The sequence below is a fragment of the Bythopirellula sp. genome (assembly GCF_041737835.1).
Lineage (GTDB): Bacteria > Planctomycetota > Planctomycetia > Pirellulales > Lacipirellulaceae > Bythopirellula.
The window spans coordinates 354,229-380,956 of sequence record NZ_JBGSQY010000072.1 but is presented as its reverse complement, the minus strand read 5'-3'; the positions used below and the strand labels follow the sequence as shown (position 1 = coordinate 380,956).

The 26,728-nt window shown below is 55.1% G+C and carries 22 protein-coding genes; 14 read left to right on the top strand and 8 right to left on the bottom strand.

Annotation, left to right across the window (positions count from 1 at the left end; all coding sequences use genetic code 11):
* Positions 1–1,041 precede the first annotated feature (1,041 nt).
* On the bottom strand, positions 1,042–2,001 hold the full coding sequence (locus AC6T8Q_RS20905; RefSeq protein ID WP_500680921.1) for an alpha/beta hydrolase: 960 nt from the start codon (positions 1,999–2,001) through the stop codon (positions 1,042–1,044).
* Positions 2,002–2,032: 31 nt separating this feature from the next.
* Positions 2,033–2,731, bottom strand: a complete 699-nt coding sequence (locus AC6T8Q_RS20900; protein WP_500680920.1) for an RsmD family RNA methyltransferase — start codon at positions 2,729–2,731, stop codon at positions 2,033–2,035.
* Between the two features lie 115 nt (positions 2,732–2,846).
* On the opposite strand from AC6T8Q_RS20900, the gene AC6T8Q_RS20895 reads away from it, so the two are divergent.
* From AC6T8Q_RS20895 to AC6T8Q_RS20850, 10 genes are all read left to right on the top strand, one after another.
* The gene (locus tag AC6T8Q_RS20895; RefSeq protein ID WP_500680919.1) at positions 2,847–3,971 is read left to right on the top strand and encodes a peptidylprolyl isomerase; all 1,125 of its coding nucleotides are present in this window, start codon (positions 2,847–2,849) and stop codon (positions 3,969–3,971) included.
* 411 nt (positions 3,972–4,382) lie between these two features.
* Positions 4,383–5,342 carry a LysR family transcriptional regulator gene (locus AC6T8Q_RS20890; protein WP_500680918.1) on the top strand — a complete coding sequence of 320 codons (960 nt, stop codon included), beginning with the start codon at positions 4,383–4,385 and terminating at the stop codon, positions 5,340–5,342.
* A 31-nt stretch (positions 5,343–5,373) separates the two neighbouring features.
* Positions 5,374–10,041, top strand: coding sequence for a glutamate synthase-related protein (locus tag AC6T8Q_RS20885; protein ID WP_500680917.1), 4,668 nt, complete (start codon positions 5,374–5,376; stop codon positions 10,039–10,041).
* Positions 10,042–10,104: 63 nt separating this feature from the next.
* The gene (locus AC6T8Q_RS20880; protein WP_500680916.1) at positions 10,105–11,679 is read left to right on the top strand and encodes a glutamate synthase subunit beta; all 1,575 of its coding nucleotides are present in this window, start codon (positions 10,105–10,107) and stop codon (positions 11,677–11,679) included.
* Between the two features lie 138 nt (positions 11,680–11,817).
* Entirely contained in the window at positions 11,818–12,165 is a 348-nt protein-coding gene (locus AC6T8Q_RS20875) for a hypothetical protein (protein ID WP_500680915.1), read from the top strand.
* 116 nt (positions 12,166–12,281) lie between these two features.
* Complete coding sequence (locus AC6T8Q_RS20870) at positions 12,282–12,578, top strand: hypothetical protein (RefSeq protein ID WP_500680914.1); 297 nt, start codon at positions 12,282–12,284, stop codon at positions 12,576–12,578.
* Positions 12,579–12,702: 124 nt separating this feature from the next.
* On the top strand, positions 12,703–13,020 hold the full coding sequence (locus AC6T8Q_RS20865) for a hypothetical protein (protein WP_500680913.1): 318 nt from the start codon (positions 12,703–12,705) through the stop codon (positions 13,018–13,020).
* Positions 13,021–13,234: 214 nt separating this feature from the next.
* Entirely contained in the window at positions 13,235–13,459 is a 225-nt protein-coding gene (locus tag AC6T8Q_RS20860) for a DUF485 domain-containing protein (RefSeq protein WP_496920534.1), read from the top strand.
* Positions 13,456–15,408, top strand: coding sequence for a sodium/solute symporter (locus AC6T8Q_RS20855; RefSeq protein ID WP_500680912.1), 1,953 nt, complete (start codon positions 13,456–13,458; stop codon positions 15,406–15,408). The genes AC6T8Q_RS20860 and AC6T8Q_RS20855 overlap by 4 nt, the downstream gene beginning before the upstream one ends.
* A gap of 9 nt (positions 15,409–15,417) precedes the next feature.
* Complete coding sequence (locus tag AC6T8Q_RS20850) at positions 15,418–16,095, top strand: HAD family hydrolase (protein ID WP_500680911.1); 678 nt, start codon at positions 15,418–15,420, stop codon at positions 16,093–16,095.
* Here the strand turns inward: AC6T8Q_RS20850 and AC6T8Q_RS20845 are convergent.
* Together AC6T8Q_RS20845 and AC6T8Q_RS20840 are read right to left on the bottom strand one after the other, a co-directional pair.
* A complete protein-coding gene (locus tag AC6T8Q_RS20845) occupies positions 16,060–16,938 on the bottom strand; it encodes a zinc metalloprotease (RefSeq protein WP_500680910.1) in 879 nt (292 codons plus the stop codon). The two genes, AC6T8Q_RS20850 and AC6T8Q_RS20845, sit on opposite strands and share 36 nt — an antisense overlap.
* Positions 16,939–17,149: 211 nt before the next feature.
* Positions 17,150–17,329, bottom strand: a complete 180-nt coding sequence (locus AC6T8Q_RS20840) for a hypothetical protein (RefSeq protein ID WP_500680909.1) — start codon at positions 17,327–17,329, stop codon at positions 17,150–17,152.
* 136 nt (positions 17,330–17,465) lie between these two features.
* On the opposite strand from AC6T8Q_RS20840, the gene gluQRS reads away from it, so the two are divergent.
* Positions 17,466–18,422, top strand: a complete 957-nt coding sequence (gluQRS, locus tag AC6T8Q_RS20835) for a tRNA glutamyl-Q(34) synthetase GluQRS (protein WP_500680908.1) — start codon at positions 17,466–17,468, stop codon at positions 18,420–18,422.
* A gap of 61 nt (positions 18,423–18,483) precedes the next feature.
* On the opposite strand, the gene AC6T8Q_RS20830 is transcribed toward gluQRS, so the two are convergent.
* Positions 18,484–19,245 carry a hypothetical protein gene (locus tag AC6T8Q_RS20830; protein WP_500680907.1) on the bottom strand — a complete coding sequence of 254 codons (762 nt, stop codon included), beginning with the start codon at positions 19,243–19,245 and terminating at the stop codon, positions 18,484–18,486.
* 1,464 nt (positions 19,246–20,709) lie between these two features.
* Here AC6T8Q_RS20830 and AC6T8Q_RS20825 point away from each other — a divergent pair.
* On the top strand, positions 20,710–21,411 hold the full coding sequence (locus AC6T8Q_RS20825) for a TraR/DksA family transcriptional regulator (protein ID WP_500680906.1): 702 nt from the start codon (positions 20,710–20,712) through the stop codon (positions 21,409–21,411).
* Positions 21,412–21,522: 111 nt separating this feature from the next.
* Here AC6T8Q_RS20825 and AC6T8Q_RS20820 read toward each other — a convergent pair whose 3' ends face one another.
* Entirely contained in the window at positions 21,523–21,762 is a 240-nt protein-coding gene (locus AC6T8Q_RS20820) for a hypothetical protein (protein ID WP_500680905.1), read from the bottom strand.
* A gap of 88 nt (positions 21,763–21,850) precedes the next feature.
* On the opposite strand from AC6T8Q_RS20820, the gene AC6T8Q_RS20815 reads away from it, so the two are divergent.
* Positions 21,851–22,099, top strand: coding sequence for a type II toxin-antitoxin system Phd/YefM family antitoxin (locus AC6T8Q_RS20815; protein WP_500680904.1), 249 nt, complete (start codon positions 21,851–21,853; stop codon positions 22,097–22,099).
* Between the two features lie 22 nt (positions 22,100–22,121).
* Positions 22,122–22,385 carry a type II toxin-antitoxin system RelE family toxin gene (locus tag AC6T8Q_RS20810; protein WP_500680903.1) on the top strand — a complete coding sequence of 88 codons (264 nt, stop codon included), beginning with the start codon at positions 22,122–22,124 and terminating at the stop codon, positions 22,383–22,385.
* Positions 22,386–22,460: 75 nt separating this feature from the next.
* Here the strand turns inward: AC6T8Q_RS20810 and AC6T8Q_RS20805 are convergent, their stop codons facing one another.
* On the bottom strand, positions 22,461–24,938 hold the full coding sequence (locus AC6T8Q_RS20805; RefSeq protein WP_500680902.1) for a U32 family peptidase: 2,478 nt from the start codon (positions 24,936–24,938) through the stop codon (positions 22,461–22,463).
* 183 nt (positions 24,939–25,121) lie between these two features.
* Positions 25,122–26,447 (bottom strand): L-fucose:H+ symporter permease, encoded by a 1,326-nt coding sequence (gene fucP, locus AC6T8Q_RS20800; protein WP_500680901.1) that lies wholly within the window; start codon positions 26,445–26,447, stop codon positions 25,122–25,124.
* Positions 26,448–26,728 lie beyond the last annotated feature (281 nt).

The window sequence follows — 26,728 nt, the reverse complement described above, 5'->3', positions numbered from 1 at the left end:
AGCTGGTCGCGAGATACTAAATCTATCTAAATTCTGACCGCAGGAAACAACAGTCGGTTTATGTAGAAGCTTGTCAAACGATAGATCAAGCATACCCCAAACAGCGAACTCAGAATTATAAAAACGCCGAATCCAGGATGTCGGGTTTCAGGTTCTGGTGTGGGAAGAAAACTCAAAAGCGACAATGAAATCAACGCACATAGATGGCACACAGCCGACGGAGTAAATCTCCACCACACCAGGTAGCAGACAAGTAGTAAGTAAAGTCCCATAAGTATCATTATGAAGTGCATGCTTGTGACAATGTATTGCTCGTCATCGGTTGTTTGGACTCCCATAAATCGGGAAAACCATAAAGTCGACCAGCCAGCCCATCCCGCGAGAGCTCCAAGGATTCGCACAACGATAAACACCGTATTTCGCACCATGCGGGCATTCTAGCAATAAATTCTCGTGGATTGCAAACCGAGTTTTCGTGACGGCGCTTACCGCGCCTCTGCATGAAAAATTCTGGATCTCCACCTGCGCGGGAACGACTCTCCGGAGGGGTGGCCAACAATCGTTGTAGCATCACGCTCACAAATCACGATAATGGGGTCTTATCGTTAGCCGCGACGTGATGCGAAGCAATGCGGAGCGAGTGATTGCCAGGCGAGCCGTCAGCGTGAGCGCCCGGAGCGATAGCCGCAATTTTAACGATAGAAATTTTAAGAATAGTTCTTGAAGATCCTCCCCTAGCCCCTCCCAGAGGGAGGGGGATTATATGGAAGCCCCTCCCGGCATACCGGGAAGGGGATGAACTTTCACAACCCATTTCGAGGGACAGGGGCTTTACACCCTCCGTCCTGGCAACGCCGGAGGTCTAGACACATGGCAATCACCATGAAAAAAACACAATCATTTTTAAAAGTACGCAAAAAAGTCTGCCAAGTTGACCAAGTTGGAAACCTTGACGTTTTTTTCCCGAGAAATATGGGGGTCTGTAACAGAAATCAACTTGGCAAGGTTTGCCAAGTTGGAAGTCTTGCTGTCTCGTTGGTGCTACTTGCCAGCGGGGGCGGCGAGTCCGCGCGAATCGAGCCAACGCAGCAGCGTGTTGGGCCATTCCTCGACGGGGCCTTTTTGCCGCATACCAAAGCCGTGACCTCCCTCGGCAAACACATGCAACTCCGCGGGAACTTTGTGGGCAACTAAAGCCCGATAGAATCGCAACGCATTTTCGACGGGCACGGCCGCGTCGTCACTCGCATGGACGATGAAAGTCGGTGGAGTTTGTTTCGTGACTTGCGTGTCGTTCGACATGAGCTTCACGAGCTCGTCGTCGGGTTTCTCGCCTAAGAGATTCACGAGCGAACCCCCATGAGTCACGTCCGCTTCCATGGAGATAACAGGATAGATCAAAACAAGAAAGTCGGGACGACAGCTTTGTTGCTCGATCGTGTCGGCAGCATCCTTGTTGCCTTCATCAAAGTGTGTGCCAACCGAGGAAGCCAAATGTCCCCCCGCCGAAAAACCCATCACGCCGATGCGATCGGGCGAATAGTCTTTATCCTTGGCAAGGCTGCGCACAATTCGCACCGCGCGTTGAACGTCGTTCAATGGCACGGGATGCTGATGCGGACCGCCGCCGTGCCGGTATTTCAACACGAAACATGTCACGCCCTGTTTGGCCAGCCACTGGGCGATCTCGGAACCTTCCTTGGTCTGGGAAAGCCCCCCGTAGCCGCCGCCCGGGCAAATAATCATCGCGGTTTTGCTGTGGTCCTTGGTCGTGGCATCGAACAGCGTGAGCGTCGGTTCGCTCACGCCGGTGATCCACTCGGTGCTTTGCTCGGGTGTGCCCCGTTCCCCGACATGTTCCTTGCCGGTGAATTTTTCGGATCCAGGAGCTGTACCTTTCCACAATGGAAAAATTTCCTGCGCGGAAATTGGTTGATTGATTTCAAGCGCCATCGCGAAACTGAGTCCTAACAACATGAGCTTAAATAGATAATCAAACATGACGACCTCGCATCAAAAAAGTAGACCATGATCATTTGCGCCAAATGCCAACCACGGCTGGGTAGTAGGTGCGAATCTGCCAACCGTCGTCACGACGATTTTCAGCAACATGCCCCGGCAACAGTGCGAAATCAAAAGCCTGATCGGCTTCGATCACAATGATGCTTTCCGCTGGGGCACGTTCCAGCACGGCGACGATGAGCTCAAGCATGTCGGCCTGGCGATCGTGATAGAAAGCATAAGGCGGACTGCAGAAGACAAGCCAGGGAGTCAAAGGGGAAAGGGGGAAGGGGGAAGTGGGATTTGCTTCTTGCGTTTTTCCACTTTCATCATTCCACTTTGGGAGGTCCCGTTTGCCCCACAGGAAGGCGCTCGTGGTGAGCAGTTGCGACCGCTCGCTGAGGCCGAGGGTCTTAATATTTTCTTCGATGACTCGCGCCGTGGGGACGTGCTTCTCGATAAACGTGGCACTCACGCTGCCACGGCTCAAGGCTTCGAGTCCCAAGGCACCCGTGCCAGCGAACAAGTCGATAGCATGCCGCCCCGCCGACTCGGTGCTGATCAGGTTGAAGATGGCTTCCCGCACGCGGTGCTTCATCGGCCGGGTGACGGGATCGCCCCCTTGCTGGAAGATTTCGTAGCGGAGCTTGCTGCCGCGGAGCTTGCCGCCGATGATCCGCAGCTCCGAGGTTTCGTTGACTTCACCACGTTTGGGTTTTGCTTTTGCCATGCCGCTCTAACTGATTGCTGCTGCCGAAAAGGGGACGAAACGGTATATTTCAGGTCTCCCGCCGTGGTATTCCGGAGAGGGTTTGAATACTCATTGTGACAGGAAGAGGCACACGATGCACCCCTTGGTTTTGCGGATCTCGATGTTCTTGGTATTGATCGCCCCCGCGGCGTCGCTCGTGGCACAAGATGCCGCCTCGGCCAACAAAGCGTTTGTCGATCTGCAAAACAAGTGGATGACGCTGGAAAAGAAGTATCACGAAAAGCAGCAGGCCAACCCCGACGACAAGCAGCTTGTTGCGATGCGCAAGGAGTCGGACAAGCTGCTCGATGCGCTCACCACCGCAGGGCTGGAGGTCTATCGAATCGATCCCAAAGGCTATCCGGTTGTCAATCAGACGCTCCTGGCGATCGCCAATTTCCATGTTCTGGGCGATCCCAACGGCGACGGCGGCGACCAATACGAAAAAGCCTTGCCGATGGTCAAGCAGCTGATCGACGCCGGGGCGGCGACCGATTATCCCGAGTTGTGGCTGTTGGGTGCCGCGAGTGCTTATGCCACCAACGACTACAAACTCGCCCAGGAATACTTCATTAAAGCCAATTCTGCCGGTGTCAGCGGAAACATGAACCGCTTAGGCCAGTTAGCTCGTGGTTTTCAGCAGTCGATGGGGGTGACCAAAAACAATTGGACCCAGGAAGAGCTGATTCGCGGTGCGGAGAAAGTCGCCGACAACCTGCCGCGCGTGAAGCTCACCACCTCGCGGGGCGACGTGGTGATCGAACTGTTCGAGAACGAAGCACCGCAGGCGGTGGCGAATTTCCTGACTCTTGTGAAGCAGGGCTTTTACAAGGACGTGCCATTTCATCGCGTGCTGCCAGGGTTCATGGCTCAAGGGGGCGATCCCACCGGCACCGGTGGCGGCGGGCCCGGTTACTCGATTCGCTGTGAATGCTTTGGACCGAACTATCGCAAGCATTTCCGGGGGAGCTTGAGCATGGCTCACGCCGGGCGCGATACTGGCGGATCGCAGTTCTTCCTGACCTATGTCCCTACGACCTATCTCGATGGCCGGCACACGGTTTTTGGTCGCGTGGTCGAGGGGATGGACGTGGCGGCCTCGCTCAAGCGCCGCGATCCGGATCGCCCCGGGCGGTCCGAGCCGGACAAGATCCTCTCCGCCGAGGTCCTCCGCGACCGGGGGCATGAATACAAATTCGAGAAACTCCCCGAACGCTAAGATCAATTTCGCTAATAATGCGGGATTTTTAGTGGGTTGACGCTCAAATAGCCCTACCTTACTATAATATCTCGATTTTAGATTCTGTCGGCTTCTGGCATTTATGGGCATGATAGTGGATGCCCCCGCGAGCAACTGGACGCTCGAACTTGCCCTGGTGGATAGGTACTGTCCGCAGGTTGGCAAGTGACTCGCCCGTCGATGGTTTCGCAATTCTCAAGCGCTTCCGAGTGCTTGAAACGCTCTCTTGCGGTGTGCTTCTCAGACCAAAGTGATGATGGCGGTCACGAGGTCAGACTCACGGGACTCATGCGAGAGGGCAACAGCGCTTTTAGCGCTGGAGTGAGAAAGTGTTGCGCACGAGCGATAGGACGTAACCGACCAGCACGAAAATCAGCCAAACTAAATACTATGCATATCAAGTCACTGAAAATTTATTGCGACATCGTCGAACGTCGCAGCTTCTCGCGAGCGGCCGACGACAATGGCATCTCTCAGTCGAACGCCAGCCAAGTGGTTCACCAATTGGAAGAGCGGCTGGGGGTGCAACTTCTGGATCGCTCGAAACGACCGTTCGTTTTGACTCCAGAGGGCGACCGCTACTTTGAAGGCGCTCGACAGATCGTTCGCCTTTACGACGAACTGGAAGAGGACGTCCGCACACTGCACAACGCTTCGGCGGGCCGATTGCTGGTGGCGTCGATTTACTCCGTTGGCCTCGCGCACATGAGTTTGTTCATGCGGCAGTTCTCGGCCAAGTATCCCAACGCCCAAGTGCGGCTTGAATACTTGCATCCCGACCGCGTGCTGGAAGTCGTCGAACAGGGAGACGTCGATCTGGGGTTGGTGAGCTACCCCGAGGAAACGCGGACTTTGGCCGCGATCCCTTGGCGAAGTGAACCCTTGGTGGTCGTTTGTCATCCTAATCATCGCTTCGCGAAGGCCACGACAATCAGTTTCTCCGATCTTTCGGGCGAACCGTTGGTGGCGTTTGAGGCGGGCTTGCGTATTCGGTCGGAAATCGATCGCGCGCTGTTGGTCAATCACGTTGACGCCAACATCGCGTTTGAGTTCGACAATATCGAGACGATGAAGCGGGCCATCGAAATCAACGAAGGGATCAGTTTGCTGCCGGAACCGACCGTCTCCAAGGAAATCGCCTCGGGGACACTCGTCAAGGTGCAACTGGAGGGAGAGCCGCAAACGCGGCCGCTGGGGATCGTTTACCGACGGGATCGTCCCTTGCGGGAACTGGCGCGGAATTTCATCGATTTGTTGCGTGCCGACACCGACTTTGCGAACGACGCCGTGGTGCTCCCCACTCTGCAACCAGCATCATCGCTCAACAATGGCGCGGGAAGCTGGCGATAGTCATCGCCGGCATGATTAATAAGGTTTAGCTATGGATCAACAAGAAGTATTTTCGCCGTTTCCTGCCAAGCAAGGCTTGTATGACCCTGAAAACGAACATGATTCGTGCGGTGTCGGTTTTGTTGCGCATATTAAAGGCGAACGCAGTCACCAAATTGTGCTCGATGCCGGGGAAGTCCTGCGCAACATGGACCACCGCGGTGCGTGTGGTTGCGAGACGAACACGGGTGACGGCGCTGGGATTTTGACCGCCCTGCCCCACGAATTCCTCAGTAAGGTTGCGAAGGCTGAGTTGGGTGTCGCACTCCCCGAGCCAGGCAGCTTTGCCGCGGGGAATGTCTTCTTGCCTAAAAAGGATGCCGAACGCGCCAAGTGCAAGGCAGTCGTTGAAGAACTGATCAAAGAATACGGTCAAAAGCTGATCGGCTGGCGCAAAGTCCCCGTCGACAATGCGAGGGCTGATCTTGGACCAAGCGCGCTAGCTGGTGAACCAGCAATCGAGCAAGTGATCATCGCGGCTGCTGATGGCGTTCGTGGTCAAAATTTCGAACGCAAACTCTATGCGATTCGCAAACGGGCCAGCCACCAACTGCGCGGCGACGGTTCTCTCACTCAAGCCAAGATGTTTTACGTTTGCTCGTTGTCGGCCAAGGTGATGATCTACAAAGGGATGTTCACCACCGAGCAATTGTTTCATTACTTTCCGGACCTCGCTGACAAAGATTACACCAGCCATTTGGCGATGGTTCACTCGCGATTTTCGACCAACACGTTTCCCTCGTGGGATCGGGCTCAGCCTTGTCGCTACATGAGCCACAACGGCGAAATCAACACGCTACGCGGCAACAAGAACTGGATGCGGGCCCGTCAGGGTCTCGTGAAAAGCGAGTACTATACCGACGACTTGGAGAAGCTCTTCCCCGTGTGCGAACCGGATTGCAGTGACTCGGGCTCGTTCGACAACGTACTCGAATTTCTTGTGATGAACGGTCGTCCGCTGCAAGAATCCGTGATGATGATGGTGCCCGAGGCATGGCAGAATCACGAAACCATGTCCGAGGAAAAACGGGCCTTCTACGAGTTCAATTCCGCATTGATGGAGCCATGGGATGGGCCGGCGTCGATCGTGTTCACCGACGGCTTGCGCATCGGGGCCGTGCTCGACCGTAACGGTTTGCGGCCGTCGCGATACTACCTCACGAAGGATGACCGAGTCATCATGGCGAGCGAAGTCGGCGTGCTGCCGACGGTTAAGCCCGAGAACGTCAAAGCCAAAGGCCGCTTGCAACCGGGGCGCATGTTCCTTGTCGATTTTGAACAAGGTCGGCTGATTCCCGATGAAGAGTTAAAGAGTGATTTCGCCTCGAGACGGCCTTACAAAACTTGGCTCAACAATCAGCGGATCGATCTCAACGAACTCGAACCCAACAAAGAGCCGCACGGTTTCGATAGCAACACGCTGCTTGAGCGGATGCAGGCGTTTGGCTTCACGGTCGAGTCGATGAGCTTTATGTTGTTGCCGCTCATTAAGGCAGAAAAGGACCCAATCGGTTCGATGGGGAACGATTCGTGCTTGGCGTGCCTCAGCGACAAGCCGCGCTTGGTTTACGACTATTTCAAGCAGCTCTTCGCACAAGTGACCAATCCCGCGATCGACTCGATTCGCGAAGAAGTCATTATGTCGCTCGAGTGCTACATCGGGCCCGAGCAGAACTTGCTGGAAACGACTAAAGAACATGCTCACCGCTTGCGCGTACCGCATCCGATTCTGTCGAACGAGCAGCTGGCTTCGCTCAAGCACATGGATCATCGTGGCTGGCAGTCGAAAGTGATTGATATCACTTGGCCAAAATCTGCGGGCAAGCAAGGGATGATCGAAGCCTTGGACCGCATTTGCGCCGAGGCTGAGGCGGCGGTTGAAGAAGGCTATTCACTCGTGATCCTATCGGATCGCGATATTTCTGCCGATCGCGTTCCCTTGAGTTCGCTGCTGGCCACGGGCGCAGTTCATCACCATTTGATCGCCAAGACAATGCGTACTCGCATTGGGTTGGTGATCGAAACGGGCGAAGCTCGCGAAGTGCATCATCACTGTTTGTTGGTGGGCTACGGTGCCGATGCGATCAATCCGTATCTGGCCTTTGAAGCTTTGTGGCAAGCTCGCCGCGATGGATTGCTCGATTCCGGCGAACCTGCCATCGGTGAAAAAGAAGGTGGCGATGGCGAAAAGCACCCGGCTGTGGATTCCGTTTCCGATGGCGAACTTTACGACCCCGTCACCAAGGCCGATCACGCGCTCGTGAAGAAGTATCGCACTGGCGTGGCCATGGGCATGCTCAAAGTTATGGCCAAGATCGGTATCTCGACGCTGCAAAGCTACAAGGGTGCCCAAATCTTTGAAGCCGTGGGACTCAAGTCCGACGTCATCAATCGCTGCTTTGTCGGCACAGCAAGCCGTATTCAAGGTGTCGATTTCGATATCCTGGCCGAGGAAGCACTGCGCCGACATGCACTGGGCTATCCGGCCATGAAGTCGTCGCGTCTGCCCGTTCTCCCCAATCCGGGTGAGTTTCATTGGCGGGCCGAGGGTGAACGGCACATGTGGGATCCCCAATCGATTGCCGATATTCAAGTCGCGGCTCGCGCGGGCGATGCGAATGCTTATCGCCGCTTTGCCGAGCACGTGAATCATGATGCGGAAACACGCTGCCAGTTACGTGGCTTGCTCGCATTCAAGAAGGATGCCAACGGCGGGCCAATTCCGATTGAAGAAGTCATGTCTGCCCAGGATATCGTGAAACGATTCTGCACGGGGGCCATGTCGTTCGGTTCGATCTCCGCGGAAGCTCACGAAAGTTTAGCCATCGCAATGAACCGCCTGGGTGGCAAGAGCAACACCGGCGAGGGTGGTGAAGATCCCGAGCGATTCAAGCCGCTCTCCAATGGCGATTCCAAGCGTTCTGCGATCAAGCAAGTTGCGTCGGGCCGTTTTGGCGTGACGATCAACTATTTGACGAATGCCGACGAACTCCAGATCAAGATTTCGCAAGGTGCCAAGCCTGGCGAGGGCGGCGAATTGCCCGGTCGCAAGGTCGACGACTACATCGCCAAGATTCGCTATTCGACCCCCGGCGTTGGTTTGATCAGCCCGCCGCCGCATCACGATATTTATTCGATCGAAGACCTCAAGCAATTGATTCACGATCTGAAGAACGCCAACCGTGCCGCGCGGGTAAGCGTCAAGTTGGTTTCCGAAGTCGGCGTGGGCACCATTGCCGCAGGTGTTGCCAAAGGCTATGCCGATCATATTTTGATCTCCGGCGATGGTGGCGGCACAGGTGCTTCGCCGCTCACGAGCATCAAGTATGCCGGCCTCCCCTGGGAATTGGGGATCGCAGAAACGCATCAAACCTTGGTGCTCAACGATCTACGCAGCCGTGTGGTGTTGCAAACCGACGGTGGACTCAAAACGGGTCGCGACGTGGTGATTGCCGCGATTCTTGGTGCCGAGGAATTCGGCTTCGCCACGGCACCGCTCATTACCCTCGGCTGCATCATGATGCGTAAGTGTCATTTGAATACCTGCCCCGTGGGTGTGGCGACGCAGGACCCCGAACTCCGCAAGAAATTCAGCGGCAAGCCGGAGTATGTCGTCAATTATCTGTTCATGGTTGCCGAAGATGCTCGGCAAATTATGGCTGAGCTTGGTTTCCGCACGATCGAGGAGATGGTTGGCCGCGTAGATTGCTTGGAAACGGACAAAGCGATCAAACATTGGAAGGCTGATGGATTGGACCTGACTTCGCTGCTCACTCCGGTGAAGAAGCCGCATGCGAACGTGGGGACTTACAACACTCAAAAGCAAGATCATGGCCTCAAGCTATCGCTCGACATTACCAAGCTTTTGGATTTGGCCAAACCAGCGATTGAACGTGGCGAAAAGGTCCGTGAAGAGCTCACGATCATCAACACGAATCGCACCGTGGGCACGATCCTTTCCAACGAGATTTGTAAGAAGTGGGGTGAGGATTGTTTGCCCGACGATACCGTGCAATTCAAGTTCAATGGATCAGCAGGCCAAAGTTTCGGCGCATTCTTGGCTAAAGGCGTAACCCTCGAACTCGAAGGCGATGCCAACGACTATGTCGGCAAGGGTCTCTCGGGGGGCCGAATCGTGATCTATCCTCCGAAAAACTCCTCGTTTGCTGCCGAAGAGAACATCATCGTCGGCAATGTCTGCTTGTATGGAGCCACCAGCGGCAAGGCGTTTTATCGCGGCCGGGCTGCCGAGCGATTTGCGGTTCGCAACAGCGGTGCTCAAGCGGTGATCGAAGGCGTGGGCGACCATGGCTGCGAATACATGACTGGTGGCCGCGTGGTGATCTTGGGACCCACGGGGCGCAATTTTGCCGCAGGAATGAGCGGCGGTATCGCTTATGTTTGGGATCCCAAAGAAAAGCTGCTTGCCAACTGCAATCTCGGCATGGTCGAACTCGACAAGGTCGAAACCGACGAAGACATCGAAGAGCTACGCGAACTCGTCGAGCAACATCAGAACTACACCGAGTCGGCCGTAGCGGCGGACATTCTCGACCGCTGGGACGAGTGCCTGCCGCAGTTTGTGAAGGTGATGCCGACCGATTACAAACGCGTGATGCTCGAGCAGAAGAGTAAGGCGAAGCAACCCGCAGCGGTTTAGACTTTCGCGAAAGCTCCTTAAAGAACTACAACTGAACTACTCACGACTAATTAGCTATTTATCATGGGCAAACCGACCGGTTTTAAAGAATTCGAGCGCAAGGCAGTTCCTTATCGCGATCCCGTCGAGCGCGCTGGAGACTTTCTGGAAATCTATACCAATCCAGAGGTTGATCACTTGCGCACCCAGGGTGCGCGCTGCATGGATTGTGGCGTGCCGTTTTGCCAATCGGACAACGGTTGTCCCATCGACAACTTAATCCCCGAGTGGAACGACCTCGTTTATCAGAACCGTTGGCGTGATGCGCTCGATCGTTTGCATAAGACGAACAACTTTCCAGAATTTACCGGTCGCGCATGCCCCGCACCGTGCGAAGGGGCCTGCGTGCTGGGAATCACCGATCCGCCGGTGACGATCAAGAACATTGAAAATGCGATCATCGATCGTGGCTTCGCCGAGGGTTGGGTCGTTGCTCAGCCCCCCAGCGAGCGAACCGGCCAGCGGGTGGCCATCGTGGGAAGTGGTCCCGCAGGTTTGGCCGCAGCCGCTCAACTCAACAAGGCAGGCCATGCTGTCACTGTTTACGAACGGGCCGACCGCATCGGTGGTTTGCTGATGTATGGCATCCCCAACATGAAGCTCGATAAGAATGTCGTGGAACGCCGTGTGAACCTGTTGCGCGACGAAGGCGTGGAGTTCATCACTTGCGCTCATGTCGGTAGCAAACAGGATTTTCCGTCGGGGCACATGACCCAAATCATGCAGGAACGCGGCTGCGAAATGCAGTTTATCGATCCGCAGGAATTGATTGACGAGTATGATGCCGTGTTGTTGGCCACCGGCGCGACAAAATCGTTTGATCCCACCGCTCGTTGCCCGGGCCGCGATCTGGCTGGCATCTATCTGGCCATGGATTTTCTTACCCGCAACACAAAGAGCTTGCTTGATTCGGACTTGGCCGACGGCAAATATCTCTCTGCCAAAGGTAAGAATGTGATCGTTATTGGCGGCGGCGACACGGGTGCCGACTGCATCGGCACGTCGCTGCGTCATGGGGCAACGTCGATTGCGAACTTCGAGTTGCTTGACGTGCCACCCGAGAAACGGGCTCCGAACAATCCTTGGCCACAGTGGCCGAGAGTTTATCGCGTCGACTATTCTCATGCCGAGACCAAAGCCAAATTGGGCGAGGATCCACGTCAGTTCAACATTCTGACCAAGGAATTTGTCGACAACGGCAAAGGACGAGTGAGCGGTGTGAAAACGGTGCAAGTCGATTGGTCGAAGCCCGGCGAGAAAGCTCCCTTTACGGAAGTCGCAGGGAGCGAAAAAATCTGGCCCGCCGATTTGGTTTTTCTAGCCACGGGTTTCATTGGCCCCGAACTCGAAGTGGGCGAAATGCTGGGCGTAGCCACGCAAAATCCGCGCGGCAACTGGCAAACTTTTGCCGCCGAGCATGGCGAGTTTGCCACGAACGTCGAGAAGGTTTTCGCCGCCGGGGATTGTCGCCGGGGCCAAAGTCTTGTCGTGTGGGCCATCAACGAAGGCCGTGGCGCCGCCCGCGCGATTGACGAATTTCTAACGGGTTCGACGGTGCTTTCCGCCCCGGGAATTAACTTGCCGCAGCAAGTGGTGTAAGGGGAATCGTTTAGATATTGTTTCGATTGTGCAACATGTTCAGATGTTGTGCGTGCGGACGTTACATTCCCTTAAGACTCAAACATTGCTCTTGGCTTCGCCGTAATGACTCACGATAGTGAATCGTGGAGTTCAACCATGCGTCGGCGGTCGCAAATTTTGATGTTCTTGCTGTTGGTGACGGGCACTTTCTGCGCCTTCACTGCGGTTGCTCGCGCCGCTTCTGATGATGGTGCGGTGGTATCGTCACCAGTGCCCCACCGGTCCCTGTCGTTGATGGCTCAACTCGGTTTCGCTGAGTCTGAAGAACAAGCTGCTTTCGTAGCTGAGGAGTCTTTGGACTCTGTGATGGGTAAGATTCCCTTGGCTTGTTCCAGCAGCACGTTGGAACTCGCCGCTGTGAATTCTTTGTGTTCTATGTCGTTGGACTGCCCGCGAGGCGGTGGACTGTCTCTGGTGAATCGGCACGTGCGTTTGCAGATTTAAATCGCTGCGAACTTTCTTTCACGGCCGCTTGTTTTCTCTGTTTTTTTATCCGGCTGCGCGTGCATCGGCTCGTTTGCGCCTGCATGATCTAAGCCCCCTCTGTAAGGAACTGTCCCATGTCCCCTAAATTTGCTTTCGTTTCGACATTAGGTCTCGTGATGCTATTAAATGGTTTTGCCGTGGGTGCTGCGACCAACAGCGTCGCCAAAGACACGAAGAAAAAGGATGAGAAATCCGCGATCACGATGAGCGTGGCCTCCAACCAACGTTCGGAAGAGAAGAAAAAAGACGACGAGGAAAAGCAAAACCTCGTTGCCGCAAATTCCTACCAACCCGCGTTGATGAAGCCCGCTTCATGGCGTCACTTCCAACAACAGCAACATCACTATCATCGTTACACGACAAATGCGTGAGCTGTTGTAGTATTCAACAAGTCAATTGTCCTAGCCGGGTGACAGTTCCCTGGCGGAATGCTTCCGCCAGGGTTGGTTCCTCTATTTCGGCTTGACGTCTGTTGGGGCAAAAAGGAACGTATCTGTGAACGACTCTCAAGTAGATTCCCGGCACTTTGAAGAAATCGACGATCCCCGGGTCGTCTCACGGCTTGAAGCCCTCGACGATGTGATTTTCCCCGCGATTGACGGCGATGAAACCGCTCTCGCGGCGACAGAGCCTGTTTGGAAGGAAACCTTGTCAGAACTCGGCCTGGAAGCGGTTCAAGCATCACGCCGACAGTATCTGCGCCATGCCCGTGCGACTTGGGCGTTTCTGCGGAATCAAACGCTTCAGCACCCGCACCATATCCTGGCCGTGCTGAAAATTATCTCACTGCTAATTGGCGATGAAGCGAGTTAGCTCAGTGCTGGTTCGAGCATGGCGGCGTTGGGCACCACGCGGATTACCTTGCCAAGCGAAAATACTGTGTGAGCTATTGATGTAAAGCCCATGCAATCGGACTTGTACCGCTCCAGAAAGTTCCAAATTTGAGCAGCAGTCATAGGCATTCAGAAGCTTTTTTCGTTATGCTAATGCCACTCGTCTTACATCTGATGACTCCCTTGGAATGATTATGACCAGTCGCAATTCTCGGCTTGGGTTGAGCCTGTTTGCCGTTTATCTCGTCCTTTATATCGGATTTGTATTGCTCAATACGTTTGCTCCCAACACGATGGAAGCCACGCCTTGGGCTGGGATCAACGTGGCCATCTGGTATGGCTTCGCACTGATCTTGGCGGCCATCGTGCTCGCGTTAATCTATGGAGTTTGCTGTGGCGCGAGTGAGGACCAGTCGTGATTCATAGCACTTCGCCGATCGCCATCTTGTTCTTTCTGATCTTTGTGGCGATCACCTTGGGATTGAGTTTCTTCTTAGGGAGCCGTGCGAAATCGTCGCAGGGCTACTTCACCGCCCACGGACAAATTCCCTGGTTCGTGAATGGCGTGGCCTTTGCCGGTGACTATCTTTCCGCCGCGTCCTTCCTGGGCATTTGCGGGATGATTGCGTTTTACGGTTACGACGGCTTCTTGTATTCGATTGGCTATTTGGCGGGTTGGGTCGTCGCACTATTCGTCATTGCCGAGCCCATGAAACGGCTCGGCCGTTTCACATTTGCCGATGCACTCAACGCAAGGTTTCAATCACGCGGTATTCAACTGGCGGCCGGAGTAAGCACGCTCGCCGTGAGCGTGTTTTATTTGATTCCGCAGATGGTGGGTGCCGGGGTGCTGATTCAACCTTTGCTAGGCTTGCCTCACTGGGTGGGCGTGTTGCTCGTGGGAGCCACGGTGATCGTGATTGTTGTCACGGCGGGCATGGTTTCCACGACGTGGGTGCAATTTCTGAAAGGGGCGCTGCTCGTCATTTTCAGCGCGATCCTCACCGTGATGGTGCTCAATCGAGGATTTGATGTCAAAGACGGTGGTTTGGATGGCTATCAGTTTCGCACACTCGGCCCCATTGCTGGAGAGTTCCCCCAGGCTGCGAGCGATGTTCCTGAATTGGCGGACTACGAGTTGCTCGACACAGGCGGCAAACTGGGATTCCCCCCTTATTTGCGCACACGCAATAAAGAAACCAAAGAGATCGTCACTTGGTTGATCGATCCCCAAACCGATGGCAAAGCCTTACTGAGGGAATGTCAGACCTTAACGCAAACTTCCAGCGGAGAAGTTCTGGTCAATGGTTTGCCCAAAGGTGTTGGTCCTGGTCATGCTTCGCTAAGACCGGTTGGGTTTCTCAGCAGTCTGCCGGACGGAAAAACCTCGACCAGGCCCATTGGGCCGTTGAAATTTATTAGTACTTTGCAGCAAAGCGAAGTTGTGTTGTGGCACAGCCAAAAATTTCTTTCGTCTGAAGGCGTTGAACCAGCTGAGGTCACGACAATTTTTTCACCTCATCCAACGCCCGGATCGCAAGTTTTGCGGCCAGGAGAATCACCCACGTTCAAAGGCATACGCAGCGACAAGTTCGTCGATAAACTCAACTTTTTGTCGCTGATGCTCGCTTTGTTTTGTGGCACGGCGTCGCTACCGCATATTCTGATTCGCTACTACACGGTGAAAGATGCGGCAGCGGCTCGGAAAAGCACGATCGTGGGCATCGCCTGCATCGGATTCTTTTATGTATTGACGCTCTACATGGGGTTGGGGGCCATGACCAGTGGTTCACTCGACGTGAGCGACAGCAACATGGCGGCACCGCTGTTGGCCCGTGGCTTGGATGAAAACCTGTTTGCCGTGATCTCGGCAATTGCATTTACCACGGTTCTTGGCACGGTCAGTGGCTTAATCTTGGCATCAGCCGGTGCCGTGTCGCACGATTTAATTTCATTGTTCACTCACGAAAAGCTTTCCGAGCATGAACAGGTGCGCGTGGCCAAAATCGCATCAGTTGTGGTGGGTTGCTTGGCAATTGTCCTCGGGATTCTGTTTCAAAGTCTTAATGTCAGCTACTTGGTGGGTTGGGCGTTCAGCGTAGCCGCTTCGGCGAATCTGCCCTCACTCGTGATGCTGCTTTTTTGGCGAGGCGTCACCAAGCAAGGGGTGATCGCCGCGGTCCTCGTGGGAATGGTGAGCTCGCTCGCTTGGATACTTTTGAGTGGCGATACGTTCGCGGCCGTTTATGGATTGCCAGCCGAGAAGGCCCTCGTGCCATTCAGCCAACCCGGCATCGTGACAATCCCGCTCGGATTTTTGACGCTCATTGTTGTTTCGCTATTAACGAAACCCAAAACGGCTGTTTGAGGTACAGACATGGCACGGACCGCAGTTATCTTCGACGTCGATGGTGTGTTGATCGACTCGTATCAGGCTCATTTTCAAAGCTGGCTCAAAATGTTTGGCGAGCACGGCGCTTCATTCACGGAAGCTCAGTTTCGCAAAACTTTTGGCCGCACGAGTCATGACATTATTACCGCGCTGTATGGTGCCAATCTGAGCGACGACGACATCCGCGCTTGGGACGATCGCAAGGAAGCTTTGTATCGTGATATCATCCGAGAGAATTTCCCGGCGATTGACGGCGCTGCGGAATTACTCGATGCCTTGCATCAAGCCGGCTTTCGCTTGGCCGTGGGTTCGTCGGGGCCGCCAGAGAATATCAAGCTCACACTCGAATGTTTGGGACGTGCGGCACTCTTTGATGCCGTTGTGACGCGAGTCGACGTCAAACGTGGCAAACCCGATCCTCAAGTCTTTCAGATTGCCGGTGAACGCTTGGGCGTGCCACCTGAACAATGCGTGGTCGTGGAAGATGCCCCGGCGGGGATTGAAGCCGCCAATCGGGCTGGCATGGCGAGCGTTGCCCTCACTGGAACCGCGACGCGTGCGGAACTCTCACATGCCAGGCTCGTCGTCGACAGCTTACCCGAACTCACGCCGGAAAGATTGCGCGAGCTAAAGGGAAAAACGCCTTCGGCAACTCAGCGTTAAGCAGATCGTGAATCCCAACATAAAACTGCATGGCTCGGGAACGACTGTAAATCCCAAGTCGCGTAAGGATTGGACCGTCATCCGACTCAAAAATGGTTTGCCGTAGTCAGGGTCGAGTGCTCCCGTTATCAATTCCAAGCCAAGATCACGACCTTGGGCATCGGTAATACCGGTGAGCGGCGAAAGGCTGAACGGGTTGCCGGGGTTACCTTCTTGCGAGCTACTTCGCATAAGTTGATTCCAATGCTGGTCAATAGTTCCCCCGCTGCCCGCGAGTTCGATCGGAACAAACGTCGCTCCCGGATCGAAATCCTCGCGATAAGCCTTGAGACCATACTCGCCGACATACATGCCTGTGCCATTCGTATAAACGCCGTTGTCGTCCCACAGCGTGCCGATACCAAGCGAATGGCCAATCTCGTGAGCGAGAATATCTTCCAAATAGTTGAGTCCCAGATAAGCAGGGTTGGGGCTAGGAAAGCCGGCTCCCGTCCACGCGGCATAATTGTCGATGACCGTCGGATTGATCAGCACAGTGCTGCTCACGCCGACAAAGTAACCTCCTTGAAAGAGCGTGGCCGGTGGAGTCGCGGCGGCAAAGTCCGAACCCGATTGCACGGTAATCGACATGCCTGTGATGCTGATCCCAGGTTGATAACCTGTGATAACGCTTTCCCAGCGAGCTTCCGCACTGGCTAAGGACGATTGTAGATACGAAAGCTGAGTGGACGTGAAACTCCCCGGCGAGGGGATCGTGATTACCAAATCAAAAGCGGCCCACGCGGAGTTGTTACCCACGCAAGTCGCCAAGACAATCAAATATATCCATCGTGTTCGCAACATAATTTTCCTATTAGCGCAATTTCGTTACCAAATAAGACTGGCGGGCTAGAAGAACACGCTAAGTTTGTTAGCGCAGAACTGCTTTGTAAGAATTCAAAGCCGCAGCGGTGCGATTATTGCACGAGAACAAGCCTGCTGAAAAAGGACTTTGGAGCTGTTGATGCCTGCAACTATCTTAATTTCAATTCGCCACGGAGGCAAGAAAATCGCTTTATTCCACGTAATTCTGTCGAATTCGGGCCGCGATGATCCCCGCGGCTAGGAGGATGCTGCCCGCGACAAACCAGGGGCGATGCGGTTCGATAAAGCCGTACGACAGTAACAAGATCCCGACAACGGCCGCGAAGGCAGGTCCAAACGTGGCAAGCATGGAATTAGGAGTGATCTTCATACGGTGTGGTTCGTGCTTCGGAGTGTGGCGGCGTCGGAAAATCGGTTATACATTCTCACAACTCCCGGCACTTGTCGAGAGAATAACTGAGAGATTGCTCAAGGGTTGATCGTTTGTAATTCAAAGCAACTTCCTTATGCCCACCCACCGCACACGTCTTGCCCCTTCTCCCACCGGCGCTTTGCATCTGGGCAACGCACGGACGTTTCTAGTGACTTGGGCCATGGCGCGACAGCAAGGTTGGGAGATTGTGCTACGGATCGAAGATCTCGACGGCCCGCGGATCAAACAGGGTGCCGCCGAAGAGTCGATCGACCTGCTGAACTGGCTGGGGCTGGATTGGGATGAAGGTCCCTTTTATCAACGACATGATCTTGCGCCCTATGAAGCAGCCCTGGCGAAACTGGCGGCGCAGGGGGAATTGTATTGTTGCGGTTGCACGCGCAAGCAGATCGAAGATGCCGCGCTGTCGGCACCCCACGGCGACGATCATGAGCTGCGTTATCCGGAGACTTGTCGACCGACTGTTCGAAGGCCTCTTTCAACCGCCGATCTTACTAGGCGTGACGTCGCATTGCGGGTAAGAGTGCCCGAGGGCGTCACCGATTTCGACGATCAATTCGCTGGCCACCAACTATTCGATATCCAGCAATCGATTGGCGATTTTCTAGTCCGCACCAAGGAGCAACTTCCAAGCTATCAATTGGCAGTGGTGGTGGACGACGTTCGGCAAGGGATCGACCAAGTCATTCGCGGCAATGACTTACTAAGCTCCACGCCCCGGCAAATGCTGATCTACCGACTTCTCGGCTTAAACCCCATCCCAACCTACACGCATCTCCCACTAGTTGTGGGCGAAGATGGTCGTCGGCTAGCCAAACGGCACGGCGACAGTCGGCTCTCGCACTATCGCCAGCTAGGCGTTCCTGCCGAGCGGATCATCGGGCTGCTGGCGGAATGGTGTGGGTTGGGTCCGCGGCGGGAAATGACAGTAGGAGAGTTCCGCGGTCATTTTCAGCTAACCGCCCTGCCACGGGAGCAAGCGGTTTTCACAGCGGCAGATGATGCGTGGCTGTGCGAGGCCAAAAAATAAGGGAGCGCCCATCGGCACTCCCTTATCGTTAGTTTTCAACGAATTCGCCTAGAATATAGGCCTAGATAGCAAGCCGACGACGAATCGAGGTTAAGGTCATTCCCACCGCCGCAAAGACGCCGAGCGCAACGGTCGTTGGTTCGGGAACGAGCTCGGTTTCGATATCGATTTCGAACGCTTTCTTATCGATGAATGCCCGCGTGCCATTACCCAGGCTGGCGGCAAACAGGTTGTTGTTTAATGTGATCAAGGCCTTCGTGGTGCCTGCTGGAAACAACGAGGTCAACGTGCCGGTCCAGCCCGTGGAGTACGACGAGCCGCCGATTGAGCTCAACAAATACTGACCGCCGAGTGGCGTAAACGACATAAAGGATTGCACGGCAGGCAATACGACCGGCAGATTGTCGATCTCCAGCACCTTTACCACGGCAAAGCCCACGACTTGCGTAAAGGCATTTCCACCGAAAGGTGCATTCAAAGTCGTGAGTCCACCTTCCGAGATATTCAGCGATGTGAGCGTGTAGCCCGCTTTGGCCTCCATAGTAAGCGTCAACTTGCCGTCGGTTTGATCCGAGGCTGCACCATCCAGCGAGCTTGCTGAGAAGTTCGAGGTCGTGGGGAACACCAGCGTGTCGCCAACGGCGTTGGGTTGGCCGTAGAGAGGTTCGGGATCGCCCGAGGGGGAGCCTTCGCTGATGCCCGTGAAATTGACAGTGGCTCCCGAAACGTTGGAGTGAATGGTCGTGGCACGAAGCGAAGTCGCACAGACCAAACACAGGGCCAAGCACGCCAAGGCGGCGGTGGCAGTTTGTTGTCTTCTCATTAATTCTTCTCCAGTTGATTTCCGTATGATGCTGATAAATCCAAATTCAGTCCGTCGCGGACCTTGCCTTGCTTGGCGGCGACACAAAAATGCAGGCAACAAAAAAACCGGCACGCGAAAATCTTTCGGAATCAAACAGCGCATACCAAGCGCCGCTTGAGGAAAGAAATTCGGGTACCGGTTCAGTTAATTAGCAGTCTTCTATCGGATGTACGTCTGGCGGTGAAGCCGTTGAGTCAGCAACTCGCGGGCACGTCGCTTCTTGTGGTTGTGTTGTTCCCAACGCAATTCACAAAAAAGCGACAGCCTGAAACTTCTCGCGCATCGCGATTCCGCAATACACTAAGAAGGCTCAGGCTGTCGCTCGGGTAATTAGCTATTCCTTGTGGAACTGGCTGTTAGGTTGTGACGCGAATTAGGTCTTACTCGTTTGCGTGAACGCTATCAAATGTCGCGGGCACACGCCCTGGACAGCTCTAGTTGTAGTCCGGCGCCCATGGCCAAGTCAAGGATTTCCCCGACAAATTTTACCTATGCTACCAGCTAGCCCTGTTTCTATCACAAATTACCACGTTGCGATTCGCCGAGCGAATCCCGTGCTTCGCCAAACCACCAAGCAACCACCCGCCCAGGGGGTGAGTGGGACGGTAGACCGTAAGACTGTGGACTGTGGGACCAAGGACATATTTCCACCGTCCTAGAGTCCATGGCCTTATCCTAGTGTCTCTCATTTCAAGACTTCCAACTCTTCCAACTTGTCGAAATTGTCAGGGTTTATTTCGAGTTTCGCGAATCGTTAGTCGTAGGCCGCGAACAAGCTCCGCGCAGTTCCGGCATCGCCTTGATTGTTCTACTTCATTGCCGGAACTCGTGTTACTCGGTCCAGCCTGCAAATTTTTCTGCTTTGCCAGCTTTGCGAGGTTTGCTTGGTTTGCATCGCTCTGGCGCGGCCAAGCAGATTTTTCGCCCGATCACTGGGGTCCCAACTTTGGTGACGAAACTCCCGGATTTTGTCACTGGGCGACGTCACAAGTGCTGAAAGTTCAAGCCCTTGCGAAATACGCACGTGCCAAAACGAGTCGACTTTTGGTCGAAACGCATGATCGAGCACGTTCCAAAAGCACAGTTACGGTTTCGGTTATCAAAGAACACGCCTCATAAGTGGCGAGCACCATTATCGCGATTGCGAAACGACTCGCCACAACAATTTTTGGCCGGGGTGAAAGGAGGAGAGACCGCAGGTCAGAGGTCAGAAACGTCTGCCATAACGAGTGGGCAACGACTTCACGCCACAATACACCGTCCTCACCCATTCAACTGTCCTTGTCACTCAAATTTTTTTCGCCTCGTCATCTCACCATAGCCAGAGTTGCTGTCGAACTTGAAACATTGGACCTCTACCTGCCAGCAACCCTAGAATTGAAATAGACACACGTTGCTCTAAGGGTGGGAGGCTTGACTCGGATGGATCGAAAGAAGGTGGAACGGTTTCGTGCGGCATTGGTCGCGTTGCAGCAAAGGATTCGGCACGATGGCATGGCCGTCGCGGAGGAGGCCTTTCAGTCGGTTAACGGCGAGTTGTCACATGTTCCTTTGCATTTGGCCGATTTGGGCAGCGAAGAATTTTCGCGCGACATGAGCGCGGTGCTGGCCGAAAACGAAGGTTATCTGGCCACGGAAGTTCGTGACGCGCTCGCGCGCATCGCCGCCAATTCTTATGGCGAATGCGAACAGTGCGGCAAGGGGATCGCGCTGGCGCGGCTGGAGGCGATACCCTTCGCGCGACATTGTGTTCGATGTGCCGAAGAGCTTTCCGTCAGCGGCGAATTCGCGGCGGATCTGAATCGTGGCCGACCGCGCGGGCCGCAGGACACGATCGCTCCCGAAGGATACATGGCCGAGGACCGCCGACGGCGTGGTCATTTGGGCGACGTGCATGCGGTGGGTGATGCCGGCGGCGGCACGGCCTGGGGCGGACTCGCGGGATCGACGATTGGCCACGGCGATCCGAGCATTGCGAATCTGCAAGACGCGGCCGGAAGCGGCAATTCCGACGCGGCGGAAGAACGCCTTGGCAATCGAGTGAGTCGCATCGAACCGGTGGGATACGAAACAGAAAAAGATCGTCAGCGATATGCCGACGAAGAAAAGGACGCCGGCGAGTGAGTTTTCGAAGAATTTCTTAACCACTAAGACACAAAGAGTACTAAGTAACTCACGTTCTCTGTCTCTTACTTCTTGGTGACCTTTGTGGCTTTGTCGTTGCCTTCTTAGTTTTTAGAGCATGCTGGGCGTGGGATTGTGCGGGACGTTTTCTGGGTCGTCCGCAGTGTCGAGTTCGGTGGAATTGTCCCACGATTCGCTCCCCACGAGTGCGCTGCCTTGTTCGAACTTGCCTTGCTGCGGTCCGTGACTTTCCAAGGTGGCCCAGCGGACGTAGGACAGCAGTTGCTGCTCGGAATCGAACGTAGCGACGAGCCGTCGCTGGCCACGTTTTGTGCCGTAGAGATAGTGCATGATTTTGTTCCTTTAAGTTTTCTTGACAGTCTAGGATTATGATCGATAATTGTACAAAAAGACCATTTTGTACAAAACGCCTAATTTCATGAAAACTATCGAAGCCAGTCAGTTGCGACAAGAAATTTCCACGGCACTCAACACGGTCGCCTTTGGGGGCGAGCGGATTGCCATCAATCGGCACGGCAAACGGGTGGCGGTGTTAGTGCCGATCGAGGATTTGGAACGCTTGGAGGCCTGGGAAGAGCAGCAAGATGTAAAGCTCGCCAAGAAGGCCCTTAAGGAAAAAGGATCCATTCCTTGGGCTCGGGCCAAGAAAAAACTAGGCGTCGACTGATCCCGCGAATAAACTCGTCGCTATGACGTATCGCGTGGAATTGAAACCTTCGGTTGTGGAGTCGCTCGCTAAGATTCCACTTTCTGACCGCAAGAAAATCGCCCGCAAGATTGATTCGTTAAGTGAGAATCCTCGCCCCCGTGGAGTCGTCAAACTTGCCGGTGAAGAGAGCCTTTATCGGATTCGTTCCGGCGACTATCGAATTATCTATCAGATTCAGGATGAGCAGTTGCTGGTGTTAGTGGTTCGCGTTGGTCAACGAGGCGATGTGTATCGGCATTTGTAACTCGTTACATAATCGAGTTTTAATTCCGATTCAAAAGCTCCCTCCCCTAGCCCTCCCGGGGTACCGGGAGGGGAATTAGAGAATCGCGAGAGGGTTGCGGCGTTCTTCGAGCGTGCCGCGGGTGACGCCGACGCGGTTGGCGGCTTTGAGTTGCTGCCAGACTTGCTTGCCGGTGACTTGGCCAGCGAGGAGTTGCTGATAGAGATCGATCAGTTGTGCCACTTCGCTGGGTGATTGATCGAGCAGTTCCACGCGAAAATCTCGCAGCCCGCGCGAGAGGAGTTGCGGCGCAGCTTCGGCCGCCGATTGGGGAACGGCATTGTACAACGTGTTGCGACAACCGACGTCGGCTTGCAGCACGTGTTCCATGCCAATGCGATCGCGGAGTTTGACTTCGTGATCGTCGCAGGGCCGGCCGCAATTGTGTTTGTTCGTTCCCGGCGAAAGCACCGAGCAAAAGACGCAGTGCTCCATGTGGAACATCGGCATGTGTTGATGCAGCACGACTTCGAGCCGTTGCGGCGGCACGGCGTCGACGAGTTCCAACAATTGATCGCGGTTGAGATCGTAGGAGACGGTCACGCGCTCGGCACCGAGATTGCGCAGGTAATCGACGGTGTGTTGGTTGGCGGCATTGAGTGAAAAATCGGCGACAAAGGGGATGTTGTTTTCCTGGCAAAACCCAAGACCCGCGAGATTGCGGACGAGCCAGCCGTCGGCACCATGTTTAGCAAGCGCGCGGAAGATACCGGCTTCGCCCGGTTTTAGAATGCGGGGCGTGGCGAGATAAATCTTGGCATTCTGCGCATGGGCGATTTCCACGGTTTGGCGATATTCGCGGATGTCGCAGAAGTCGGTGAAGAGTTCGCGCATCCCGGCGTTGAGTGTGGCTTCGACCTGATCGAGTGTGCGGCAGAGGATGCGGAGGTTGGGGTGGGCGTCGATTGCTGTTTGACTTGATGCCGCAACATTTAGGGGGGAGTTGTCGCTAAGCCGGGAGCGGCGGGGGGCGGGCGTTGATAGTGATTGGTGGAGTTCCGCGATCATTGTTTGGCGGAGTTGGCCTAGTACGCTCAGGGGCACCATGGGGCTGCCGGTGATTTTGGCATTGAGGTTGCGCAGTTCGTAAACCGTGTTGCCGAGGCGGCCGAGTTGGGCAGTGAGAACTTCCTTGGTGAGCGGATGCTTGGTGGCGGCGGCGAGGGGTTCGTTGGATTCAATTGTGAAGTGCGCACCGTTGGTGGCTTGGCCGCTAAGCAGCAAGCGGCTGCTGGTGGTTGCGGTGAGGGTGATATCTAAGGGAACGCGGCGGAGTGGTTTTGTGCTGCTGAAGGTTTTACGAAGGCGGTTGGTGAGTTGGGGGTCGTCGGTCTTCCAGATTTGCTGGCCGGGATAAAGCTGGCTGAAATCGATGGAGTCGCGGCCGAAGGCGAGCTCGACCAGCTTGCCGCGGGGCGTGACTTCGTAGACGCGGCCCCCCTGCTCTGTTCCTTGTTCGCGGTCGCCGCTGAAGACAATGCCATCGCCCGGCGCGACTTCGCCGACTGGTTCGACGACGACTCGCTGGCCGCGGATTTGAATAATCTTACCGAGCAGCACGCCCCGTTTGGCGGAGCTGGTCGCGGGGACGAGCATCTTGTGATCGCAGCCCTGGAGCCAACCGGGCGAAAATCCGCGCGAGAACGAAAGTTCCATCTCGCGGACGTCGCGATTGGTGAAATCGAGTGGCCGCTCGGCCACGGCGGCATCAATTGCGCGGCGATAGTGGCTGGTGATGTTGGCGACGTACTCGGGCGTTTTCAAGCGGCCCTCGATCTTCAAGCAGCTGACGCCTGCGTTCATTAATTCTGGCACGAGTGCGTAGGCGGCAAGATCTTGCGGGCTGAGCAAATACTTCTGATCGCCCAGATCGACGTCTTCACCATCGCAAATCAAATCGTAAGGCAAACGGCAGGCTTGCGCGCATTGGCCACGGTTCGCGCTGCGGCCACCGAGCGATTCGCTGGTGAGGCATTGGCCCGAATAAGCAACGCACAGTGCGCCATGCACGAAGGTTTCGAGCTCGATGGTGGTTTGTTCATGGATCGCGCGGATTTCGTCGATCGAAAGTTCGCGTGGCAAGACGACTCGTTCGATGCCCAGCTGCTCGGCAACGCGGATGCATTCGGTGCTGGTGAGTGTCATTTGCGTGGAGGCGTGAATGGGTAGATCGGGGCTGATCGCGCGGATGAGCCGCACGAGCCCGAGGTCTTGCACGAGGACGGCATCGACACCCGCTGCGGTGAGTTGAACGATGGTGCGCTCAACAGCATCGAGCTCGCTGGGAAAGATGAGCGTGTTGAGCGTGACGAATCCACGCACCGCGCGTTCGTGCAAGAAGCCCATCACTTCGGGGAGCGTTTCGATATGCAAATTCGTCGCGCGAGCGCGGGCATTGAAGCCGGATTCGAGGCCGAAGTAAACCGCGTCGGCGCCGTTTTCGACGGCTGCGGTGATGCAGAGCCGATCCCCGGCGGGGGCGAGCAATTCGGGTTGGCGGGGTGAAGCGGGCATACGGCAAGCGTGGGCGAGTGGTGGGTGACCTTTGATTTTACTCGCTCAGCGTGGCCGAGGGGAGTGTGGCCGCAAGTGAGGGGAATTTGGTTGCAAAGTTTGCCAAGGCGGCGGGATGGGCGGATTTGGTCGCGACAAGTGGCATTGATGATACTTAGAAAGGCGGGCAGTGTTGCTGAGGGTCTAGTTTCCTTTATTGCTCCGATTGGCGAATCCATAGACTGCAATAACAACGAAGCAAAGCAGCGGCAAGAAAAAGGATGCGCGGGTTGAAGAGAGTGTCTGACCGGCAATGTGCCAGGCCGGGCCGTCCATGATCAACGCCTGAAGCGGAGGCATCACACAGCCCCCACCGATCGCACAAATGAGTCCGGCGGAACCAAACTTGGCATCCTCGCCTAGCCCTTCAAGAGCGATACCATAAATGGTGGGAAACATCAGCGACATGCAGGCGGAGACGCCAACCAAACTGTACAAGCCAGTCTTGCCTTCAAGGAAGATCGTTCCAAGCACCAACAGCATGCCGCACAAGGCCAAGACCCCGAGCAACGCACCAGGGTTAAAAAACTTGAGTAGGTAGGTGCATATAAAGCGGCTCGTGACGAAGATGACCATCGCTACGATGTTGTAGGCCTGGGCCTCAGGGCGCGGCATACCCAGCTCGTTTTCTGCATATTGAATGATGAACGTCCAACACATGATTTGCGCTCCGACATAGAATGCCTGAGCCACGACACCGCCCAGATAGCGCCTATTGCGGCTAAGTCGTCTCAGCGTTGCGCCGATACGGCCATCGCCTTGAGCATAAACCTCTCCTTCCGGCAGCGAGGAAAAGTAAAACAGAATGAGCGTGGCAAGCACTACCAGTCCGAGAGTGACGTAGGGTACGACAATGACGCCCAGGTCGTGCTCTTGCAGGGCGAGAAACGCCTGAGGGTCGGAAGAGGCTAGCGATCGACGAGCCTCTTCGTCGGCGGGGTCAAGGCGGGCGAGGATCAGGTCCTTGGCGACGAACATCCCCAGTAGCGAGCCCAAGGGATTAAATGCCTGGGCGAAATTGAGCCGGCGGGGCGCGTTGTGCTCTGGACCCATTGCCAAGATGTAAGGGTTCGCCGTGGTTTCGAGGAACGCCAAGCCGCAAGTCATGATGAAGTAAGCTGCCAAAAACGAAGCGAACGCCATCGACCAGCCGGCTGGCACGAACAGTAGGCAACCGATTGCGTAGAGCGCCAAGCCCATCAACACACCCGCCTTATAGCTAGTGCGGTGGATGAACAGCGCGGCCGGGATCGCCATGAAACAGTAGCCCCCGTAGAAGGCTGCCTGCACCAGAGCGCTCTGGAAGTTACTAATTAGCAGCACATTCTTGAATGCCGCCACCATCGGATTGGTCACATCGTTGGCGAAACCCCAAAGCGCGAAGAGCGTCGTAACCAGGATAAACGGGATAAGGTATTGCGCTGGGATGACCCGCTCGGAAAGCTTGAATTCCTGTTGACCTTCGCTCATATCGTTCCCTTCTTGATAAGTATTGGAAGACCCTCATTTCCCAGTGCCGAAAAATCTCAAGGGAACGTCAGACGAGTTGATGTTGTGACGGCCGCGGTAATACTTTAACGCAGCGTCTGGGGCTCGACTAGATAGGCTGCTCTGCGGCACGTTATCCGCAAACAACTCGGACCGTACTCTCGTTTCAAACTAAACCGATCTTCACTTTACCGTTATTCCAGACGATTGTTCCAAGTTCGATCGCGGCTAAATTTCTCCGAATTCTTGACGCGCACGGGAAA

Excerpts from the sequence above, each read along its gene's own strand:
- AC6T8Q_RS20905 (WP_500680921.1), bottom strand. The coding sequence starts at position 2,001 with ATGTTTGATTATCTATTTAAGCTCATGTTGTTAGGACTCAGTTTCGCG.
- AC6T8Q_RS20900 (WP_500680920.1), bottom strand. The coding sequence starts at position 2,731 with ATGGCAAAAGCAAAACCCAAACGTGGTGAAGTCAACGAAACCTCGGAG.
- AC6T8Q_RS20895 (WP_500680919.1), top strand. The coding sequence starts at position 2,847 with ATGCACCCCTTGGTTTTGCGGATCTCGATGTTCTTGGTATTGATCGCC.
- AC6T8Q_RS20890 (WP_500680918.1), top strand. The coding sequence starts at position 4,383 with ATGCATATCAAGTCACTGAAAATTTATTGCGACATCGTCGAACGTCGC.
- AC6T8Q_RS20885 (WP_500680917.1), top strand. The coding sequence starts at position 5,374 with ATGGATCAACAAGAAGTATTTTCGCCGTTTCCTGCCAAGCAAGGCTTG.
- AC6T8Q_RS20880 (WP_500680916.1), top strand. The coding sequence starts at position 10,105 with ATGGGCAAACCGACCGGTTTTAAAGAATTCGAGCGCAAGGCAGTTCCT.
- AC6T8Q_RS20875 (WP_500680915.1), top strand. The coding sequence starts at position 11,818 with ATGCGTCGGCGGTCGCAAATTTTGATGTTCTTGCTGTTGGTGACGGGC.
- AC6T8Q_RS20870 (WP_500680914.1), top strand. The coding sequence starts at position 12,282 with ATGTCCCCTAAATTTGCTTTCGTTTCGACATTAGGTCTCGTGATGCTA.
- AC6T8Q_RS20860 (WP_496920534.1), top strand. The coding sequence starts at position 13,235 with ATGACCAGTCGCAATTCTCGGCTTGGGTTGAGCCTGTTTGCCGTTTAT.
- AC6T8Q_RS20850 (WP_500680911.1), top strand. The coding sequence starts at position 15,418 with ATGGCACGGACCGCAGTTATCTTCGACGTCGATGGTGTGTTGATCGAC.
- AC6T8Q_RS20845 (WP_500680910.1), bottom strand. The coding sequence starts at position 16,938 with ATGTTGCGAACACGATGGATATATTTGATTGTCTTGGCGACTTGCGTG.
- AC6T8Q_RS20840 (WP_500680909.1), bottom strand. The coding sequence starts at position 17,329 with ATGAAGATCACTCCTAATTCCATGCTTGCCACGTTTGGACCTGCCTTC.
- gluQRS (WP_500680908.1), top strand. The coding sequence starts at position 17,466 with ATGCCCACCCACCGCACACGTCTTGCCCCTTCTCCCACCGGCGCTTTG.
- AC6T8Q_RS20830 (WP_500680907.1), bottom strand. The coding sequence starts at position 19,245 with ATGAGAAGACAACAAACTGCCACCGCCGCCTTGGCGTGCTTGGCCCTG.
- AC6T8Q_RS20825 (WP_500680906.1), top strand. The coding sequence starts at position 20,710 with ATGGATCGAAAGAAGGTGGAACGGTTTCGTGCGGCATTGGTCGCGTTG.
- AC6T8Q_RS20820 (WP_500680905.1), bottom strand. The coding sequence starts at position 21,762 with ATGCACTATCTCTACGGCACAAAACGTGGCCAGCGACGGCTCGTCGCT.
- AC6T8Q_RS20815 (WP_500680904.1), top strand. The coding sequence starts at position 21,851 with ATGAAAACTATCGAAGCCAGTCAGTTGCGACAAGAAATTTCCACGGCA.
- AC6T8Q_RS20810 (WP_500680903.1), top strand. The coding sequence starts at position 22,122 with ATGACGTATCGCGTGGAATTGAAACCTTCGGTTGTGGAGTCGCTCGCT.
- AC6T8Q_RS20805 (WP_500680902.1), bottom strand. The coding sequence starts at position 24,938 with ATGCCCGCTTCACCCCGCCAACCCGAATTGCTCGCCCCCGCCGGGGAT.
- fucP (WP_500680901.1), bottom strand. The coding sequence starts at position 26,447 with ATGAGCGAAGGTCAACAGGAATTCAAGCTTTCCGAGCGGGTCATCCCA.